This is a genomic window from Niallia laureatilytica (genome assembly GCF_046613985.1).
Classification (GTDB): Bacteria; Bacillota; Bacilli; order Bacillales; family Cytobacillaceae; genus Niallia.
Window position 1 is genome coordinate 486,906 of record NZ_JBKKHP010000001.1, and the last position, 17,440, is coordinate 504,345.

General features: G+C 39.6%; 18 protein-coding genes and 1 other RNA gene. 4 read left to right on the top strand and 15 right to left on the bottom strand.

What is annotated here, in order from left to right; genetic code table 11:
- Window positions 1-42: 42 nt before the first annotated feature.
- The 7 genes from rnpB to ACLIJJ_RS02505 all read right to left on the bottom strand — a co-directional run bounded on the left by rnpB (window position 43) and on the right by ACLIJJ_RS02505 (window position 6,968).
- Window positions 43-426: RNase P RNA component class B (rnpB, locus tag ACLIJJ_RS02475), an RNA gene on the bottom strand.
- Between the two features lie 81 nt (window positions 427-507).
- Window positions 508-813 (bottom strand): cell division regulator GpsB, encoded by a 306-nt coding sequence (gene gpsB / locus ACLIJJ_RS02480; protein ID WP_233314724.1) that lies wholly within the window; start codon window positions 811-813, stop codon window positions 508-510.
- A 73-nt stretch (window positions 814-886) separates the two neighbouring features.
- The gene (locus tag ACLIJJ_RS02485) at window positions 887-1,447 is read right to left on the bottom strand and encodes an SLOG family protein (protein ID WP_233313400.1); all 561 of its coding nucleotides are present in this window, start codon (window positions 1,445-1,447) and stop codon (window positions 887-889) included.
- Between the two features lie 241 nt (window positions 1,448-1,688).
- The gene (locus tag ACLIJJ_RS02490; protein ID WP_267913266.1) at window positions 1,689-2,072 is read right to left on the bottom strand and encodes a CotD family spore coat protein; all 384 of its coding nucleotides are present in this window, start codon (window positions 2,070-2,072) and stop codon (window positions 1,689-1,691) included.
- Between the two features lie 318 nt (window positions 2,073-2,390).
- On the bottom strand, window positions 2,391-3,650 hold the full coding sequence (locus ACLIJJ_RS02495; RefSeq protein WP_411410513.1) for a ribonuclease H-like domain-containing protein: 1,260 nt from the start codon (window positions 3,648-3,650) through the stop codon (window positions 2,391-2,393).
- Window positions 3,651-3,705: 55 nt separating this feature from the next.
- Window positions 3,706-5,952, bottom strand: a complete 2,247-nt coding sequence (locus ACLIJJ_RS02500; protein WP_233314723.1) for a DEAD/DEAH box helicase — start codon at window positions 5,950-5,952, stop codon at window positions 3,706-3,708.
- A gap of 221 nt (window positions 5,953-6,173) precedes the next feature.
- Window positions 6,174-6,968, bottom strand: a complete 795-nt coding sequence (locus ACLIJJ_RS02505; RefSeq protein ID WP_411410514.1) for an alpha/beta fold hydrolase — start codon at window positions 6,966-6,968, stop codon at window positions 6,174-6,176.
- Window positions 6,969-7,138: 170 nt separating this feature from the next.
- Between ACLIJJ_RS02505 and ACLIJJ_RS02510 the strand changes: the two genes are divergently transcribed.
- Together ACLIJJ_RS02510 and ACLIJJ_RS02515 are read left to right on the top strand one after the other, a co-directional pair.
- Complete coding sequence (locus tag ACLIJJ_RS02510; RefSeq protein ID WP_233313397.1) at window positions 7,139-7,618, top strand: Hsp20/alpha crystallin family protein; 480 nt, start codon at window positions 7,139-7,141, stop codon at window positions 7,616-7,618.
- Between the two features lie 116 nt (window positions 7,619-7,734).
- Complete coding sequence (locus tag ACLIJJ_RS02515) at window positions 7,735-7,887, top strand: YpzG family protein (RefSeq protein WP_233313396.1); 153 nt, start codon at window positions 7,735-7,737, stop codon at window positions 7,885-7,887.
- Between the two features lie 60 nt (window positions 7,888-7,947).
- Here the strand turns inward: ACLIJJ_RS02515 and ACLIJJ_RS02520 are convergent, their stop codons facing one another.
- The 4 genes from ACLIJJ_RS02520 to ACLIJJ_RS02535 form a co-directional block, all read right to left on the bottom strand.
- On the bottom strand, window positions 7,948-8,475 hold the full coding sequence (locus tag ACLIJJ_RS02520) for a YppG family protein (protein WP_233313395.1): 528 nt from the start codon (window positions 8,473-8,475) through the stop codon (window positions 7,948-7,950).
- Window positions 8,476-8,643: 168 nt separating this feature from the next.
- Complete coding sequence (locus tag ACLIJJ_RS02525) at window positions 8,644-9,000, bottom strand: YppE family protein (RefSeq protein ID WP_233313394.1); 357 nt, start codon at window positions 8,998-9,000, stop codon at window positions 8,644-8,646.
- Window positions 9,001-9,050: 50 nt separating this feature from the next.
- Window positions 9,051-9,311, bottom strand: coding sequence for a hypothetical protein (locus ACLIJJ_RS02530; protein WP_411410515.1), 261 nt, complete (start codon window positions 9,309-9,311; stop codon window positions 9,051-9,053).
- Window positions 9,312-9,458: 147 nt separating this feature from the next.
- A complete protein-coding gene (locus ACLIJJ_RS02535) occupies window positions 9,459-10,442 on the bottom strand; it encodes a DUF2515 family protein (RefSeq protein WP_237941647.1) in 984 nt (327 codons plus the stop codon).
- Between the two features lie 92 nt (window positions 10,443-10,534).
- Here ACLIJJ_RS02535 and recU point away from each other — a divergent pair, with 92 nt between their 5' ends.
- A complete protein-coding gene (gene recU / locus ACLIJJ_RS02540; RefSeq protein ID WP_411229301.1) occupies window positions 10,535-11,140 on the top strand; it encodes a Holliday junction resolvase RecU in 606 nt (201 codons plus the stop codon).
- A 47-nt stretch (window positions 11,141-11,187) separates the two neighbouring features.
- Entirely contained in the window at window positions 11,188-13,911 is a 2,724-nt protein-coding gene (locus ACLIJJ_RS02545; RefSeq protein WP_237941648.1) for a PBP1A family penicillin-binding protein, read from the top strand.
- 37 nt (window positions 13,912-13,948) lie between these two features.
- Here ACLIJJ_RS02545 and ACLIJJ_RS02550 read toward each other — a convergent pair whose 3' ends face one another.
- The 4 genes from ACLIJJ_RS02550 to asnS form a co-directional block, all read right to left on the bottom strand.
- Window positions 13,949-14,461, bottom strand: coding sequence for a YpoC family protein (locus tag ACLIJJ_RS02550; RefSeq protein ID WP_411229300.1), 513 nt, complete (start codon window positions 14,459-14,461; stop codon window positions 13,949-13,951).
- Window positions 14,458-15,117, bottom strand: coding sequence for an endonuclease III (gene nth, locus ACLIJJ_RS02555; RefSeq protein ID WP_237941649.1), 660 nt, complete (start codon window positions 15,115-15,117; stop codon window positions 14,458-14,460). Before nth ends, ACLIJJ_RS02550 begins: the two co-directional genes overlap by 4 nt.
- A gap of 149 nt (window positions 15,118-15,266) precedes the next feature.
- Window positions 15,267-15,965, bottom strand: coding sequence for a DnaD domain-containing protein (locus ACLIJJ_RS02560; RefSeq protein ID WP_237941650.1), 699 nt, complete (start codon window positions 15,963-15,965; stop codon window positions 15,267-15,269).
- 157 nt (window positions 15,966-16,122) lie between these two features.
- Window positions 16,123-17,415: an asparagine--tRNA ligase gene (gene asnS / locus ACLIJJ_RS02565; RefSeq protein WP_233314722.1), complete on the bottom strand. Its 1,293-nt coding sequence runs from the start codon at window positions 17,413-17,415 to the stop codon at window positions 16,123-16,125.
- Window positions 17,416-17,440: the final 25 nt, after the last annotated feature.

Below are 17,440 nucleotides of genomic sequence, written 5' to 3' on the forward strand. Positions count from 1 at the left end.
CCTTGTGCTATTTTTATCATCATAATGTAATCAACATTAACGCTTTATAAGCCATGTTCTGTTCCTTTGTACTGTAACGACCTTAAAGGCCTCGTATAAAGGCGGTAATCATCTATCTACAGATTATAAATCTGTCCTTCTCCTCGTTTAGTTCCTCAGAGAAAGTTCCCCTACCAAAATTTGGGTTTCTCGCTCGCGGGGTTTACCTCGTTCCACCCTTTTCATTTCTGAAAAGGCTCCGTCACTGTGGCACTTTCAAGGTATTCATGCCATATCCTATAAGGACTTAGGCATTTTCCCTGCCGTCAGCATAAAATATGCTGCCCTAGCTTATTTTTTGGCTAGGCACGAACACTACAGGCATCTCAGCCTGTGCGAGCATGGACTTTCCTCTACAAACAATGTTTGCAGCGATTACCAAAGCGTTGTTATTGATACATTTGCTATTATAGTATGTCCAGCTGATAATAGCAATAGCAGATTCTGGATTTTCTAATTCATTTCAAATCAATCATATAGCTTGCTTCCAAATACATGCTTTTCCAGATTGGAAAGTCTTTTTAAAATATCAAAGTTAGTTGTGCCCGCAGTAGTTGTTGGCGCCTGCGGTCTTTTGGAACTTTCGTCAACCTGTCTTTTTAAGCGCATATTCTCCTGCTGCAGCTCTTCAATTTCTTGATGTAATGTTTCATAATCCTTTATAACCAAGTCTAAAAATTGGTCTACTTCTTCTGGTTTATATCCTCGCATTGCCGTTTTAAATTCCTTCTCGAGAATATCTTTTGCCGTTAACTTAATCTTATCTGATAGCATCATATTCCGCTCACCTCAGTCAATTGCCGTATTAAATTAATTTTTCCAGACATTTAGCGATTTGTCAATTTTTCTAGAAGAAGTCTTTATTAAATTCTTCTTCCTCCACAATTGCCTGCAGATCATAAAAACTGATTAATCGAATGTCGTAATCATTTCTTTCCTTATATTGTACTGCAAGTTCGTATAAATATTTAGGGTTTCCCGTTTTTTCTGTATCATAAAACAGCAGTAATGCATCGCTTTTTTGCAAAAGAAATACATTTTTCATCCGAAACTGGTTCGGACTTTCGTATTCTTTTTTTGATACAGAGTCGACATAGTCTGCCTGCATCAATATTTCTTCATACCATTCTTTATTTTCTTCCTTCCAGCTTTGCTCCTGATTTAAAAATGGGGTGACTACTCCAAGCTTTAGTTCAGGATGACCATTTAACTGCAAATCATAGACGACCTCCGCCGCCCAAAGCTCTGTTCCCAACTGACCGCTGATGAGCACCCATTCAAGGCCCTCCTCAAGCAATTGTTCCAGTTCTTTTCTTATCGCTTTTTTTATGTATTCTACAGCAGGGTCATTTTTTTTAAACAGACCAATTTCGAATGGCTTATATCCTGAAATAGCAGCTACTTTCATTTTGTCCATTCCCTTGCCTATAAACTTCTTATTTTTTCAGTTCATGTTTAACCTTAACTAATCTATTTCTGTTCCTTTTAAAAAATGACCTTTTTATTTGCAAAATATTGTAAAAAAATAACCTTAACCTTCCTTAAGAAACATTATAAGCATTTTTGGCAAAAAGAGAAATTTTTTTCCCTCACTTCATATCAAATGGCTGCCGAGTAAGGAATCGGCAGCCACGGATTATTAATAATTATTATCTTCTAGGAAAACCGCCTGGGAAACCACCTGGTCCTCCTGGAAAACCGCCTTGGCCACCTGGGAATCCACCTGGTCCTCCTGGCGCTGCTCCAGGATAAGCTAATCCAGTAGCTGTAAATGGTACGCCACCAGGTTGTGCAGGTTGTTGAGGCACCGGAAACGGAACTGGCGCTGGCCCCATATTTGCTTGCGTATTTGTCACCACATTCTGAACAGATTGTGTGTGCGGGAAATAATGCTGATGCTCATAATTCACGTGATTTACCGTCGTTGTATGGGATGGGTGAATATGAGGAACAATATTGTTTTGGAACGTGTTATTTACACAGCATTTCGTTGGGTGTACAACAGCAGGCAGTACATTAGGTTTGCAATGCATATTAAAATCTCCTCTCCATTCTTTAAGTTTTATTATCTTACAGTAACAACTTATGTTGGGAGAGGTAATCTTGTACTAATACAAACACCTAAATTTCCACTCTTTTTAAAGCTTATAATAATGCGTATAAATTTTCTTTTAAAGATGAAAATAAAATGGCTGTCAGGCAAACGACGACAAAAAACATGAACATTACAACTTTATACAACATGCACACTCCAATAACTCATAAAATAGGATAAACTTTAATCTTATCTTATTTTAATAGGAATGGGGCTGCTAGACAACAAGGTAAATAGTGGCTATTTCAATTTCTAATTAGGCTAATATACCCATTTTCTTGCACAAACGGTTTTTCCTCTTATAAACATCTGTCATAATTCGTGTATTTTCAGCAATTTTCGTGCCTTCTATCAATTTATGGGCACGGGTTGTATATTCTAATGCCTTTTTATATTCTTTTAATTTATGTTCATAAAGCTTTGCAGCCTCTATATAAGACTCATAAACTACTTTTTCATCTATTTTGCCTTCTGCTTTAATAATATTTTCCCAGAGGGTTTGTGCTGCATCATCATTTTTGTCTTTTTTGTATTGCTTTGCCAGCACAAATTGAGCCAGTAGATTCTCTTCCTCATTGCCATTCATAATCGTTTTCAGACTTTCAACTGCCTGTGTGCTTTCTCCAAGAGAAGCGTACCATCTGCCTACCTCATATGTTTCTCTTGCTGACATAGACTCATCCTTTTGCAATAACTGAAAGCTTAAATGCGTATAGAGGGTAATAAGGGAAAGAATGTCGATTTCATTATGCTTTAAAATTCCAAGCATCCCTTCTGGGTTTTTTCTTTCCACAAAATCAAAGTAAATCATCGGCGCGAGAAATCCAGGGATATCATCTTGCCTTTCGACACCGAGTACATCCTGCTCCACAATGGATAGCTTCGCTCTTTCCAAACGGTGCTTCCACATTCTTCTAGCAGCATGATATAAATCAAAGTGGCCAAATTCCGGAAGCTTCGGCACATGCTCTCTTACAAATACATGTCTTGTCTTCACTTGCGGCCAATCAAAGGCTTTGCCATTATAAGTAACTAGTGTTGTATAATCAACATTTTCCAGAAAGCTTTTAAACAGCGGCACTTCAGAACCTGGATTTGGCAAAATATGCTGCTTAAGGACAATTTCATCCCCTTGCACTCTGGCATAACCGAGAATAAAGATGGTATTGCCAGTACCTCCCCCTAAACCAGTTGTTTCTGTATCAAAGAAGAACAAGTCTTCGGCCTGATGACCTTTTGCAGATAAGGGATGAGCATTATTTGTGTTATTCCATTCACTGACAGCTCCTAAAAAATCACGAAAGGCATAATTACCATGTTTATACTCAAGCGGATATCGAACCTCGCGAATAAGGCAGTAATTATCATCGACCCAATACGGCGCAACATTTTCATTAGTCCATACATCCATGAACGGTATTTCAGCTTGGCTTTTTGTTTCAGGGAGCCTTTTTTCACTGCTTGTTCCGCTAGTTAAATGTGGTTTTAAACGTTGCAATTTATTTTTTATAGACATGAGCAATCTCCTAATTTAAAAGCATAATGAAACATAAAAAAAGTAAACGGACAGATTAAAACAAATCGAGAATCCTGATGCTGTTTTCCTTTGCAGCAATCCCTTCTATTTCTGTTCCAATACAAGCCGGACAGCCGTCTTTGCAAGGGCATCTTTGAATTAAGTTTTTCGCTGCGGCCTTTACTTGGTCAAAACGCTTATAAACGTCTTCTGCAAGCCCGATTCCGCCAGGATAGTGATCATAAAGAAAAATGGTCGGCAATCCTGTATGATTTGCTTTTATTTGAGAAACAACATGGATATCATTTCGGTCACACATAACATGGACTGGAACAACATGCTGAAGCACATTGGAGATTCCTAACAACACTTGCTCTAATGTCTTCTCACCAAGATTTTCATCAATTTCTTTCAACTCAAGCCAAGCGGCACTTGTATGAAGCTCTTCCTCTGGCAGATGAATCGGTCCTGAGCCGATATTTTCAAATGTTGTCAACCGGATTTTCTTAAAGATAGAAGGAAGGATATTAATGGAAACATCACCATAATGGATAGCTGTCTTCTTTCTCGTTTCGGTTTTATCAATTTCCAACACCTTTAGCTGAACGGCTAAATTAGCATCTGTATAGTATTCGACGTCCACTTCGCGGACATATGCCTTTTTATGCTCCCAATCGAGCTTTTCAACTTGAAATTGAACACCTTCATGAAGATATATTGCCTCATCATGCAATAAGGTCATGGCACTAAACCGATCCATTTCGCCAATAATCTTATGACTGGCAGTCTCAGACTGATCAATTATGACGACATTCTCTTGAGAAGCAGAACGCAAACTGATATTTCCCGCTGGAAATGACTGATTTGCCCAGTAAAAAGCATCACCATTTTGATGTATTACTCGTTCTTCTACTAAATATTCCAAAATATCTTTCACATCAAGCGGCCCGAATTCTTCATTGTCTTTGAAGGGCAACTCATAAGCTGCACATTTTAAATGGTCCACTAAAATGATTAGATTCTCTGGATTGATTCGTGCTGACTCTGGTGATCTGTCAAAAAAGTATTCTGGATTTTGAACAATATACTGATCAATCGGCGTTGAGCTGGCAACCATTAATATTAAGGCCTCGCCATGTCTTCTGCCAGCACGTCCTGCCTGCTGCCATGTGCTGGCAACACTGCCTGGGTATCCGGTCATGATGCAAACCTGCAGCTGTCCGATATCAACGCCCAGCTCGAGAGCATTCGTACTTACTACCCCTAAAATCTCACCGTTTCTTAAACCTCTCTCAATTTCACGGCGCTGTTTCGGAAGATAGCCTCCCCGATACCCTCTAATGGACCTTGATCCGATTTTGTCTTTAACAAGCTCCTGAATATGACTCAATATAATTTCGACCCTAACCCTGCTGCGTGCGAACACGATTGTTTGAATTTTATTCTTTAAAAACTTTCTTGCCAGCTGATTGACTTCGACTGTGGCGCTTTTGCGAATATTCAACGGTTTATTTACAATCGGCGGATTGTAAAAAACAAAGTGCTTTCTTCCGCGCGGTGCTCCGTTATTGTCAATTAGACGCATAGGATTGCCTGTTAACTGCTCAGCGAGTTCCTTTGGATTTGCTATCGTTGCAGATGTGCAAATAAAAATAGGATCACTGCCGTAAAATTTACAAATTCGTTTAAGCCGGCGAATAACATTGGCAACATGACTGCCAAACACGCCTCTATATGTATGAAGTTCATCTATAACCACATACTTAAGGTTTTCAAATAAGCTGACCCACTTTGTATGATGAGGCAAGATTGCAGAGTGAAGCATATCAGGATTTGTTATTACAATATGGCCGGCTTTCCTGACAGCCTGGCGTATGCTTGGTGATGTATCGCCATCATACGTATAGCTTTTAATATCAATGCCCATCTCCTCAATTATCTCATTTAATTCGCTCTTTTGGTCCTGTGCTAACGCCTTAGTCGGAAAGATGTAAAGAGCACGGTTTGCGTCATTTTCAGCAATTGATTGGAGAACAGGAAGATTGTAGCATAATGTTTTCCCTGAGGCTGTCGGTGTTACAGCCACAATATTCTCTCCTTTTTTTAAGGTTACATATGCTGAGTATTGGTGGCTGTAGAGCTCGCCAATCCCTCTTTTTTGCAGGGCAAGTTTAATTCTATGATCAACACTGTCAGGCATTGGCCGCACGGAAGCTTCCTTGGGCTCAATCTCCTGCCAGTTAATAATGTTTTCATTCTTCTTTAGTTCCTCTATTAATTCAGAAAGGGATTTTTTCCTTATCATGAGTCTTCATTCACCTCTTGTACATAATATACCGAATAAACGTTTGGTTTTCCAGCATATAAATGCAAAGAAAAAGGGCCTGACGTAAGTTAGGCCCTGCTTCTTGTTACGGTCTTATGAATGATAATCCTTAACATAGTATGACGTTTATGCATTTATACAATTTTTCTTTCAAGCGAATCTTTTTCAATCTATCCAGAAATTACCTACAGAGTAAATTAGCTTGTACTGCTATCAATAAAATCGGTCAAGAGTGAATGCAGTTCTTCTGGATTTTCCAACATGCCCATATGGCCTGCATCTAGTACTTTTACTGTTACATATGGTGCAGAGGAACGAACAGCACGGTCAGCTGGAACCACCTTATCAAATTTCCCTTGTACGAGTAAAAACCTGAAAGACTGCTGGTCGATGACAGCATTGCGATCTGGACGTTTTCTCATTGCTGCTAATGTTTCCATTGCTGCAAGAGGATCTGTTTTATAGCCGATTTCTTTCACTTCCAAAACTTCCTCTTTGTTTACGAGTTTATAATCTGCTGCAAACAGGTTCGGAATAAGACCGTCGATAAACGCATGTATTCCTAAGTCCTGAATCTTTTCAATCGCTTTAAGCCTGCCTGCTTTGCCCTCATCTGTATCCGGATAAGCAGTGGAATGAATCAGGCCATAGCTTTTAAGTCTATTGGGATAATTTTCAGCAAAAGCCAATGTAACATATCCGCCGAGGGAGTGGCCGAATAAATGGACAGTGTCAATTTCAAGGGTATCTAGAAGCACTTGAACATCACGGGCTAAGTCCTCCATTTCGAATGCTTCGCCGTCAAAGCTTGATTTGCCATGACCGCGTAAATCCATGGCGATTACATGATATTTACTTGAAAGTGGCGCCATCATTTTTTTCCAATATTCTGTACTTCCGCAAAAGCCGTGAAGCAGGACAACTGTTTGTTGATTGCCTCTGCCTTGCTCCACAAAGTTAAGCTCACGGTTATCTATCGTTATTGTTCCCATAACTGTTAACTCCTTTTTTAAACGTCTTACGTATATTTTAAGCTATTTTTCCTGTATTTAAAAACATGTATTTTAAGATTTGCCAACCTTTCGTCTAGATAGTTAAGCACCCACAAATGTTTGATGCATAAACTATTCACAAAAACCTATATAAAGGAGGATGTGCTAGCATGTCATCACAATTCCCTTTTGAACCGAGAAAAAACAATCCTGAAAAGCAAGAGCCGTTTCAGTTAATAAAAAAATCCATGAATCAATTTTTCCAAGAAAGACCTGTTAAGAATTTCCTGCAGTCAATGGATGAATTCTTTAGCAATCCCTTTCCCAATATGTCCTTCCCCGTTTCTGTCAACGAAACAGCAGATGAACATATAATAAAAGCGGAGCTTGCAGGTATTAATAAAGAGCAAATTCATCTTGATGTATTTGATTATCGTTTAACAATCAGTGTCACCCATTTAGAATTAGTGCAAGAGGAGAATGAAAACCAGCAACTCGTTCATAAAAGCCAAACTTACAAAAAAAGCTCCCGAACAATCGCTCTTCCCTATATTATTGATGAAAAGAAAGTGAAAGCTTCCTATCAGAACGGTCTTTTAACAATACGAGTCAAAAAACAAAAAGGTAAAAAAATAAATATCCTTTCATAATAGATAACTGTTTTAGAGTAAAAATTTGAATTAGACGCATACTAAAGAATGTTCCATAAAGGATCATTCCTTTTTGGGCATTCCTTTTTCTTTAAATCCTGCTAAGAGGTGATTTGATGAGTTACAAAGATAATTTGGATCCTCATTCTGAGCTATTTCATCATAATTGGACTAGACCTAAACGTTCCAAGTCGCAAGTAAACGGGCATACGGAAATGTCTAGGAATAATCTTATCCTACGTCGAAATGCAAAAGCTAATCGCTGGTAAGGTGAAAAGAAAAAGCAAAAACTTGCTGCATATCTGCAGCAAGTTTTTTTTCACAGATGACTATACTTTAAATATTCCTCCAACACCTTTGACAACTCCTGTTACTTGGTTCATTGCGTTCATCATCATTCCAGCTGTATCTAGCATCTTATTGAAGTCTAAGGACCCGTCCTGTGATTTAAATGAGTTCATAAAGCCTTTGAAATTGCCTTGTTTTTTCTGGTTAAACGATTGTTTCGGATATGGATTCATATACTGCTGGTGCATGCTTTGCTGCATCATCGGCTGATACATTTCTTCTTGCTGGTGAAGCGGGTTTTGAAACACATTTTGGGTATTTGGCTTATAAGCATTTTGCGGATGAAAATAGCTTTGCTCATAACCGCCAAAAGCTTGATGCTGCTGGTTCACATCATTACCGTAATACCCTGGATAATGCTGATTCATCATTGGGTTCCATCCTTGATTCATATATGGATTAAATGTACGGTCAAACGTTTGGACGTTTTGGGGGTGAGAAGCATAGCCGTTCATATAAGCACGCCCACTGTTTGTTAAATGTCCATGCATATTTATGTTTTGATGCATTATATATCCCCTCCTATTCATGCAGCCCTCTTTTATCTTATGTATAAAATGCCTAGATGGTGCCTAACTGCTAAATGGGAAAAGGAAGCAAAAAAAAATAATGCTCCTTATTTTGAGGCTGGTTTTATACAGCTTCATAAACGGCAGAAACATTATGGTTATCTTTTTTTACAGTCTGTCTAAAACAGTCTGTAAAATAAATTGCACTGATTTTGCTGAATCTAAAAATCTTTTTTTACTCGTCTCCTTGAAAAAGGCTTGTATCGAGATAACCTCCAGATGATCAGAAGCTGTGCTTATTTGGCTTGGATGCAGATAAAGGGGTTTTTCTGTTTTCACCCACTCTTCAGCAAGATCCTTCCACTCGGCATTCCATTCTGCCACTTTATTGGCATATGGTCTGACAACCTCGTAAAAATCTTCGCTTTCTCCTGTCGATTTTACTTTTTGAAAGATGTCCACCAAGTAATTAGCACTTTCTTGTAATTCTTCTGTAAGCTCTTTTAAACGCTGAAAATTTGTCATAGCTGCACTCCAATATAACGTAAAACATGTTTTTCTTTATTTTAGTGAATTTATGATCCTAGTTCAAGTTTTAATGAAAGGCTGCTCATATACGGTTGGTGTTGATTATAATCTGATTCGTTTTGGGAAGTTAAGCATCTGTCTTCAAAGGAGGCCAACGCTCCTTCCAAGCGGTCGAGCGTTTGTTCATGCAGCATGATGTCGTTAGTCAAGGCAGTATTCCTATCCTGTAATAACTGGTCGAGTTCTACTAAGTCTTCCTGTATTCCTTCCAGTAAATTCATCAATTCCTCTTTATTATAAACAGACATCTAATCCCCTCCATGCTTATTGTGTATACTGATTTCTCTGTTTCCCTGTTAAGTCCTGCATGCCTGACAAAACTAGAAGGGATTCGTCAAAGAAAGCGGGAATTCTCCAATCGACCTTCTTCATTTCGACAGCAAAGCTTCTCTAGTTTAAAAAATGCCAGCAAGAAAAGTTTCTAGCTTTATCATCCTGTGAAGCTTTTCCTGTTTTCTTTTGTACCACTCTGTCATAGGCGCTAGTTCCACTTGGACACTGTCTTTTTTCCATTTGGCCTTCACTCTTGTATGGATACTCCAATCATTGCCGCTCGTTTCCTTTTGTATAAAAACAGGATAGCTCGTCCTAAGCATGGGCGTGTTTTTGCGGTGCCGAGGGTAAACATATTTTTCATAATCAGCCCGTGAACCTGTATGTGGTATATTTAGTGCAAATTGCAGAAAAGACTCATTTAGCCTTGTATTAAACAAAATGGCATATAATTCTTTGCCAAGCTGAATGCGGCGATCCAATGAGCTGAATGATGAGACACTCCTTCCATATATGTCTCCATTAAGTGTTGGGAAAAACACGGAACTGAAATGCCAGAAATCTTGAAACCTATAGGCGAATGTATGAAAAACCTCTTTTTGGAACAGCTTATTTTTAATGATTGGTTTTTCAATGACATTCTGTTCATTGATGATCAGGCTGAAGACAAGCCTTTTTTTATTCCCATACTGCCAATAATGCTGCCATTCCTTTTCCATAAAAGTGGAAACAGAAAAATATTTAAGTAAATGAAACATTGGCGCTCTTCTTTTCGTCGAATACTCATAGAGAAGCAGCTGTGGGTATGCATCTTGAAAAATCATCCAGTTTGCCCGTTCATACGTAGCAAATAAATTGAGGCGAGTTTTCTCGTTTAAAGACAAGGGAAACCAGCTTCCAGCCAAGTCGCACATATTCCAGCCCGCATTCCTTGACACGAGGCTTGCAAGGAGTGACCATTGGATTTCTTTATTCATGGTATAATATTCGAGATAACTGTCTGTTCTCGTAATATTATCTAAGTTATTTTTTTCTGTTAAACAGCGTATGTCTTTTATTAGCTCCTTCTCTTCAGTTGATAAGAAATGCTCATTTATACCTACCACAAAAGACACCTCTTTTTCAGAAATTATGTTATATTGTTTGTTGTTATCATGAAGTTATTCTTTCTTAGGGTTAAAAGCTGCGAGGTGAAAATGTGAAACTTCATTATCCAAACGGAAAAAAGTATATACCTAAATTAAAAACGAACAGCTCCGCCAGCAAAAAGCACAGCTACAGCAACCGGGGCATGACACTTGAAGAAGATATCAACATAACAAACCAATACTACTTAGAACTGGGCAAAGCAGTCATCCACAAAAAGCCAACTCCATTACAAATCGTAAAGGTTGACTACCCGAAAAGAAGCGCGGCAGTCATAAAAGAGGCTTACTTTAAACAGGCATCTACAACAGACTATAATGGGGTATATAAAGGCAAATACATTGATTTTGAGGCTAAGGAAACAAAGCACGGGACCTCTTTTCCCCTGAATAACTTCCATGACCACCAAATCAAACATATGCGGTCTGTTTGTGACCAAAATGGAATCTGTTTTGTAATTATTCGATTTTCTTCATCAGATGAGATATTCTATTTAGAGGCAGAAAAGCTCTTCATGTATTGGGATAGAATGCTAGATGGAGGAAGAAAGTCCATAACGAAGGAAGAGCTAATAAACACTGCCCATCCGATAGCACTTGGCTTTCAGGCGAGGATTGACTATATTAGAGTAATAGATTATCTTTATAGCTTCGATTAAGCGATATCTTTGTTGTTTGTTTTTGGAAAAGAAAGGTAGGAACTAGTATGACAGATAAATACCAAACGAGAGAGGAGCGGCGCAGGCAGCTCCAATCGGCGAATACTAAAAAAACGAAGGAGAAAAAGCCTAAAGATAAAAAGCAAAAGAACAAAAAAGGCGCCAAGCAGATCTTTAAACGGATTTTCCTTGTGCTGATCAGCCTTGGTATAGTCGGCATTATTGCAGGCGGCATCACATTTGCTGTCATGGTGAAGGATGCTCCGGAGCTTGATGAAAGCGTCTTAAAGGACTCCATCTCTTCAACTATCTATGACAAGGATGATAACCCTATTGAGAAGATTGGGGCTGTTAACAGAGATTATGTCCAATATGAAGATATCCCAGACCTTGTGAAAAATGCGGTTATCGCAACAGAAGACTCCCGATTCTTTGAGCATCATGGAATTGATCCAATCCGTTTAGGCGGTGCGGTTATCGCGAACTTCACCAACGGTTTTGGTTCAGAAGGTGCAAGTACAATCACACAGCAGGTTGTAAAGAACTTCTTCTTCAACCAGCCGCAAAAAACGCTGTCGCGTAAAGCGCAGGAAGCATGGCTTGCCATTCAGCTTGAACGCAAGTATACAAAGCAGGAAATCTTCGAAATGTATGTAAACAAGATTTTCATGTCTGAGAATATGAGCGGAATTAAAACTGCGGCAAAGGTATATTTTGACAAAGAACTAGATGAGCTGACATTGCCAGAAGCAGCGACGCTTGCCGGAATGCCACAGGCACCGAACGCTTATAATCCGTTCAAAAACCCGGACCGTGCTGAACAGCGCCGCAATATCGTCTTGTCGCTGATGAACCAGCATGGATATATATCAGAAGCGGAAATGAAAGAAGCTCAGGCAACACCGCTTGCAGACTCTCTTGTAGCGGAAGATAACAGAGAAACGTCTGATATGAAATACGATCCATACATTAAGCAAGTCATTGCGGAAATTGAAGAAAAATACCCAGATGTCAATGTATATACAGACGGATTGGAAATTCATACAACTTTAGATACGAAAGCTCAAGATTATGTAGATCAGGTGATGTATGAAGGCAATGTCGTTGAATTCCCGGATGAGGAGTTCCAAGCAGGGATTACATTGCTTGATACGAAAACAGGCGGCATTCTCGCACTTGGCGGCGACCGTGATCCTGATGTGAAGCTCGGCTTCAACTATGCAACAGAAAATCCGCGTCAGCCTGGTTCGACTATTAAACCGATCCTAGACTATGGTCCAGCAATAGAATATTTAAAATGGGGCACATATGAAACGATTGAGGATAAACCGACAACGTATAATGATGCTGCCAAAACACCAATCAATAACTTTGATAATAAGTTTCTTGGTTCAATGTCCATCCGTGAGGCGTTGGCAAGATCCAGAAACATCCCGGCATTAGAAGCATTCCGTGCAGCTGGTGCTGATAATGCGAAAGAGTTTGCCAACAACTTGGGTATCCCTCTTAAGAACGCATATGAATCCTATTCAATTGGAGGAATCGGCGGGGAAGATAAAGGGATTACCACACTTCAGCTTGCAGGTGCATACAGTGCATTTGGTAATGAAGGTGTATACAATACCCCTCATGCTGTTCGCTACTTTAAGCTGAATGATGGCACGAAAATCAATATGGAGCCAGAATCTGAAGTGGCCATGCAGGATTACACAGCGTTTATGATTACAGATATGCTGAAAAGTGTTGTTAACTCAGCATATGGCACAGGATCTACTGCTAATATTCCAGGCTTGCCGCTGGCAGGAAAAACTGGTACGACAAACTATTCATCTGATGAGATGCAAAAATATGGAATTCCGGCCGGTGCGTCACCTGATGCCTGGTTCGCAGGATATACAACGAATTACACGATGGCCGTCTGGACTGGATACGCTGAGAGGAAAAATTACTTGCGCTCCAATACTGTCAGCAATGACCAGCGGATTGCCCAGCTGCTATTTAAAAACATCATGCAATATATTTCGCAGGATGTAGAAACAGCTGATTTCAAAATGCCTGACAGCGTGGAAAAAGTCAGCATCGAAAAAGGCACATATCCAGCACGACTTGCGAGCAGCTACACGCCAAGCAGTCAAATCATGACTGAATATGCGGTCAAAGGCAATATCGTCCAGAAAGTATCTGAGAAATACAATAAGCTCGATCCAGCTAAAAATGCTAAAGCTTCCTATGATAAAGACAATGATCAAGTAAATGTGTCTTGGAGCTACGGTGATACAAGTGATGTGAAGTTTGATGTAAGTGTCAGCATTAACGGCGGTGCTTCTGAACAGCTTACAACAACATCTGATACGAGCATTAAGATTGCCAAACCAGATCCTGACAGCACGTATTCATTCACCATTACAGCTAAGAGCGGTGACATGACAAGCGACGCTGTATCAGCATCGGTCAAAATTCCTGCCAAGGTGGAAGAACAGCCTGCAGAGGAAGAAAATGAAACAGTTGACGATGGCCAAACGACCGATGATGAAAATACAGGTGAAGAGGAAACCGACAACAGCAACAATGAAAATGGCAATAACGGTAATGGTAATGGTAACAACAATAATAATGGCAACGGTAATGGTAACAACGGCAATAACTCAGATGAGGAAGCAGATGAAAACGAACCTGACGAAAACGAGCCTGATGAGAATGAGGCGGATGAGTCCACACAGTCAGATGATTCTTCTGCAGACCAATCAGAGCAAAGCGCCACAACGCCATAATAAAAAAATCGTTCTCCTTTTGAAGGGGAACGATTTTTTATTTGCGTTTAATCATTTTTATCGCAAACTGTTTTTCCAGTTCTTTAAACAGCTCATCCAGCTGGCGGTAGGAATGGTAGCCTCCAGGTCTTGATAAAATAAAGGTAAGCCTCTCTTCTGCATTAAAGGGCTTAACCGACAGCTCGTTTGCAATAAGGCCCTTTTGCAGATGAACAGGACTGTCATTCGTCCAGTACAAACATTCAAGGAAAAGACGGACCCCTGTTTTGACTGTACGTACGGTTACGTTCTTATCTTTTTTTTGAATCGCAGCCTCTATCTCTGTCCTTTTTTCTTTCCAAAGATTAAAAATGGCTGTTATACAAGCTTTTTGCTCGTCAGGATGCCATGGGTAAAGAGTGTTCAGCCCGTGGTAATAAGCTGCCTCATGCATAAAAGGCCGATTTACTTGAAAGCTTTCCGTATCATACACCTCTAGCTTCCCTTCTTTCGGATCAAGAGCAATATGCTTAATTTCCGCAGGAATATCCACTATAACGAGACTTGTCATACAAGGACACCGGCCTTTTTCATTCTTTTTTTGCCTTCTCTGCATTCTGTCAGCAGCGGACAAGCCTCACATTGAGGATTTTGGGCTTTACAATGGTATCTGCCAAAGAATATCATGCGATGATGAGTGACTGACCATTCTTCTTCTGGCACCTTTTTCATCAGCGCTTTCTCTACCTCAAGAACAGAGTCCTTCCAGCGGCAAAAACCAAGCCTTTTACTTACCCTTTCCACATGTGTATCAACAGCAATTGCCGGAATATTATAGGCAACAGACACAACAACATTTGCGGTCTTTCTTCCTACCCCAGGAAGATTAATTAATTCATCCCTGTCTTTCGGCACTTCGCCATTATAGTTCTCCAGTAGCATTTGGCACAGCTTTTGGATATTTTTCGCCTTGTTTCGAAATAGGCCAATAGACCGAATATCATTTTGAAGCTCTTCTAACGGAACACTCAAATAATCTTCTGGCGTTTTATATTTCTGAAACAAGTTTTTCGTAACCTTATTAACTAGTGCATCCGTACATTGTGCAGATAAAGCAACTGCAATGACTAATTCAAACGGATTTGCATGGACAAGCTCGCAATGTGCTTCTGGGAACATTTCGCCCATCACATCAAGACAATGTCTAATCTGATCTTTTTTCAACATGTTCTTCAGCCCTTTTTGCTAGTTTTCGCCAAAGAGATGCTCTTTGGCTCACATGATTTTTCCATTTAATAGTTTGATAGTTCACACAAGAAAAGACTGTCATTCTTATTTTCCTTAAAGAAAAGAGAATTTTAACAGTCTCTAAAATGTTACTGTTCCAGCCAATTGTAAAAGGGAACAGACTTTGTTGGTGCTTCTTCCTGCTCCTTGTTGCTGTTTTGAAAAGAACGGAACTTCTTTCCGTGGCTTTTGGCCTGCTGTATTGTCTTAATACCGTTTTTCTTCCACTCAAATAATATTCGGTCAATATAGCGGAAGTTCAGTTTCCCAGAAATAACAGCCTCTTTTAAGGCAGCTTTAATGATGACTGTATCATGGTGATCATCGTCAATCCACATACCTAAAGTCTCAATTTCGAACGGCGAAAGCGGTCTGCCGAACTCTTGTTCAAAGCATGTGTAAAGATCTGTTTCTTTTTTCTGATCGAGCACTGCTTCTTCTTTTTTATCTGCAGCCAAATATTCATCAATCAGCTTTTCCCACAGCGGTTCTACAGAATAACGCTCAAAGCGGATGCCATGATCATTTTCGCCGTCCATAATAGCGATATATCCTCGGCGAATAAGCTGACTTAGCAGTTCATGACATTCCACTGCATCAATAGACATATTTGCTGCAATTTCTGTCGGAGTCGGAAATTCATTTCCTTTATCTAAAAAAGCAAGAACTTGAAGCAAAAGAACTAGTTCCTTTTCATTAAGTTTAAGTGCATGATAATGGGTTAGAAGTGTGGTTGGAATATGGATGTTTCCTTCTTGGAGCCATTTTAGCATAACTGATTTATTCATTGTAACACCTCTAATCTAGTATAGCATACAAAAGGGTACTGCTTGTATCGTAGATATACAGGCAATTGAAGGAAACACAAGTGTCCTTCTAAAAAAACGAAAGGGAGAATGCATGGATCATCTCTAATCGATGCATTCTTCCCTTTTATGTTTATTATTATGGGTACAAACGGTTTAACAATCTTGGGAACGGAATCGTTTCACGGACATGTTCTACACCGCTAATCCATGCTACTGTTCTTTCTAACCCTAAACCAAAACCGGAATGTGGCACAGAACCGTATTTACGAAGCTCTAAATACCATTTATATGTTTCTGCATCCAAGTTATGTTCCTGAACACGTTTTTCAAGCAAGTCCATATCATGAATACGCTCAGAGCCGCCGATAATCTCACCATAGCCTTCAGGTGCAATCAAGTCAGCACATAAAACAACATCGTCCCTGTTAGGGTCTGGCTGCATGTAGAATGGTTTTAGTGATGTTGGGTAATGCGTAATGAAAACAGGCTTATCGTAAGTTTCAGCAATTGCTGTTTCATGAGGTGCCCCAAAGTCATCTCCCCATTGAATATCATCAAAGCCTTTTTCATGCAATAATTTAATTGCATCATCATAGCTGATTCTTGGGAATGGCGCTTTAATTTGTTCAAGCTTGGACACATCTCTTCCCAATGTTTTCAATTCAAGCTGGCAATTTGCCAAAACAGATTGAACGATAAAGGAGACATATTCCTCTTGAACAACTAAGTTGTCTTCGAACTCATAAAAAGCCATTTCCGGCTCGATCATCCAAAACTCAATTAAATGACGGCGTGTTTTAGATTTTTCTGCGCGGAATGTCGGGCCAAATGAGAATACTTTTCCTAATGCCATTGCTGCTGCTTCCATATACAGCTGTCCGCTTTGAGAAAGGTAAGCATCTTCATCGAAATATTTAGTTGCAAATAATTCTGTTGTACCTTCTGGAGCACTGCCTGTCAAAATTGGCGGATCGACTTTCGAGAAGCCATTTTCGTTAAAGAATTGATAGGTCGCACGGATGATTTCATTTCTGATTTTCATAACAGCGTGCTGACGTTTTGAACGAAGCCATAAATGGCGGTTGTCCATTAAGAACTCTGTTCCGTGCTCTTTTGGTGTAATCGGGTAATCTACAGATGTATGGATTACCTCAACGCCAGTAACAAGAAGCTCATAACCGAATGGTGAGCGCTCATCCTTTTGTACCTTTCCAGTAACATAAACAGATGATTCCTGTGTTACAGACTTCGCAGCTTGGAAAACTTCTTCAGCCACATCACTTTTCACCACTACACCTTGCACAAAACCTGTGCCGTCACGCAGCTGTAAAAAGGCGATTTTGCCGCTTGAACGCTTATTAGCAATCCAAGCACCTAGTTTTACTTCTTTATCAACATGTTTCGGTAATTCAGCTATAGTTGATTTAATCACAATATACTCCTCCAAAAACGAT